Origin of the sequence: Tabrizicola sp. (assembly GCF_041913445.1) — a bacterium.
GTDB lineage: Bacteria > Pseudomonadota > Alphaproteobacteria > Rhodobacterales > Rhodobacteraceae > Tabrizicola.
On the sequence record NZ_JAYSFG010000051.1, the window covers coordinates 1 to 2,481 of the forward strand.

A 2,481-nucleotide genomic window follows, 5' to 3' on the forward strand; every position below is an offset into this window, starting at 1 on the left:
CGTCCGGAGGCGCTGACGGTCGATACCCACGGTCCCCGCCGAGCTTCACGCCACGGGCCTTGGCGGCTGCCAGGGCGGCCTTGGTCCGCGCGGAAATCATCCGGGCCTCCTCCTCCGCGACCAGAGCCATGATGCCCACCGTGAGCCGGTTAGCGGTCGGCATGTCGGCGGCGACGAACTCCACCCCCGCCTTCTGCAAGCCGAGCAGGAAGTGAGCGTCGCGGGCGAGCCGGTCGAGCTTGGCGACCAGGAGCGTCGCGCCGGTCTGTCGGCACCGGGCGATGGCGGCGACTAGCTGGGGCCTCTCGGCCTTCCGCCCGCTCTCAACCTCCACAAAGGGCGGGGACAGGAGGCGGTCACCGGGGAGCAAAAACGCGCCGATAGCTGCCTGCTGCGCCTCAAGCCCAAGGCCCGAACGCCCTTGCTGGTCCGTGCTGACGCGGAGGTAGGCGACGAAGGTTCGCCCCTCGGCGGTCTGTGCGTTGGCGCTGGCGGCAGCTGACATGGGCTAGCTCCGGGTCCCAATGGGGCGACGGGCCGGAGGATGGGCAGCGAGGCGGCCTGTGTCAATAACCGATCAACGAGCGTTGCACGGTTCTTGTCACGCTGGCGGCCCGCCTCAGGGCCGGTGTGGAGCCCGCTACGGGCCTTGCGGTTTCATGCCGCGAAGCAGCGACGGGCGGGCATAGGGTGGCGCCGAGGGGGCCGGGAGGGCTGGCCGGGGCCCAGGGGCTTCCACGCCCCCCACCGGGGGGAAAGCGCGACGGCCGGGCTTGCGGATGGCCGCTCAGGGTCGCGACCCAAAATGCCCGGACCCTTGACGGCCCCGAGAAATGAGGTCCCTCGGCCACATTCTGGCCCCGATCGGGCAACGCTAGGTTTTCCCTGGGCTTCCGGCGGGCCGTGCCCCGCTGAAAACCCCGGTCTGTCGCCTAGAGGTGTCCATTTTTGACAGGCCCCCGAGGGTGCCCCTTCCGATGCCCTCGGACGTGGCCGGGGCCTCCCGGGCCCCACCGGGAAGGTGGAACGTCGAGAGGCCCCAGCGGTGCCTAGAACTGGTGGCTTGGCGGGACCCAGGCGCGGTCCTCCCGAAGCTCCCGAAGGGCCGCCTCGGCTGCCGCCACTAGCGCCCCGCGTCGCCCCGGATCGCGCACGCCACGGGCCGCCGAGAGGGCCTGTGCGATGGCCTCCTGCGCGGTCCTGGCGAAGCCCTCCTCGGGGTCCTCCGGTGCTGGCGCCTCGGCCATCGGCGTTGCCTCGCCGCCGTATTCCTTGGCGATGTCGGGGAAGTCCTTGTGCATCCAGTTGCTCGCGGTCTGGTGGGTGACGTGCCCGCCAAGGGCCTTGGCGATGTCCCGGTAGGACAGCCTCCCCGGCCCCTGCCCTGCCCTTGCGGGGACGCGGTGGCGCCGGGCGGTGATGAAGGCCCGGAAGGCGCTGCGAAGCTCGCCCTTCTTGAGCGGTAGCCCGTGGGTGAGGTTGGCTTCGGCGGCCAGCCATCGGGCTTCCTGCGCCGTCGCCTCAGTGACGAAGGCCAGGACATGGCTCGCCCCGGTGATCTGGTGGGCCGCGACGCGGTGCCAGCCATCGACCAGCACCGGCACCCCGCCGACCATGGCGACCCGCACGGGCGGAAGCTCCACGTCGGCCCGCAGCGCGTTGGCGTAGCGGTCCACCGTGGCGGGCTCCATCCGGGTCCTGATCTGAAACCGAGGGTCCCGGTGAAGGTCCGCGATGGGGAACCGGATGGGCACCACCTGGCGGTCATGCTTCTCGATCATTTGGCGGCGAGGGTCTTGCGATGCACGGCTCAGAACGCCTCGGCCGCAACGAGAAGCCGCGCCTCGCGGCGTCCACCGCGACCCGCAGTGACGAGGAAGTTGCTCTCGGTGAGGTTAAGGCGGTCCTTGCTCGCGAAGCGCATGGTCGCCCGCTGCGCTTCCTCCGCGAAGAGGAGGCGATGGAGGTAGATGTTGCTCCCGCCGGGGCGCCCGCCGGGGACATCGAGGTTGATGCAGGGGTAGCGGCGACCGTGCCCGTCATCGTTGAAATACGGGGTCGGAAAGGGCTTGCCGGTCAGCTTCTCGACCGCCGCCTTCACTCGCTCAAAGCGGCTGCGGTCCACCGTGATGGTCCGGCCGCTGCGCGTGCGGATGGTGGTCACGTCAGGCGGCGGCGTGCCATGGCGGTGACGTGCGTAGGCGGCAGCACGGACTTGCTCCGCGCTGGGGGATTGGGTGTGGTTCATGGGGTCTCGGCAATGAGGATGGCGTGATGCGCCGACCGTCATCCCGCACGGGTGCGTGGCGGTCGGAGACGGTGGTCAGCATCGGGTTGAAGGGGTTTGGCGATGGCGGCCTTGGTCAGGCCAAGCACCCCGGCGTTGGGGGGGGGCCCCCCGGGGGCGGGGCGGGGGCCGCCCACACCCAACCCCCCCCCCCCCCCCCAAAACCCGGCGGACAAAGTAAAAACCCCCGCGGG

Annotated in this window: 3 protein-coding genes; all 3 read right to left on the reverse strand. The window is 70.9% G+C overall.

Annotated features, from left to right (window positions below; genetic code table 11):
• Positions 1–505: recombinase family protein (locus tag ACE3Q6_RS22195; RefSeq protein WP_374437299.1), on the reverse strand; the 505-nt coding region annotated here is incomplete at its 3' end.
• Positions 506–1,049: 544 nt separating this feature from the next.
• Positions 1,050–1,781 (reverse strand): ParB/RepB/Spo0J family partition protein, encoded by a 732-nt coding sequence (locus ACE3Q6_RS22200; protein WP_374437301.1) that lies wholly within the window; start codon positions 1,779–1,781, stop codon positions 1,050–1,052.
• A 29-nt stretch (positions 1,782–1,810) separates the two neighbouring features.
• On the reverse strand, positions 1,811–2,248 hold the full coding sequence (locus ACE3Q6_RS22205) for a hypothetical protein (protein WP_374437303.1): 438 nt from the start codon (positions 2,246–2,248) through the stop codon (positions 1,811–1,813).
• Positions 2,249–2,481 lie beyond the last annotated feature (233 nt).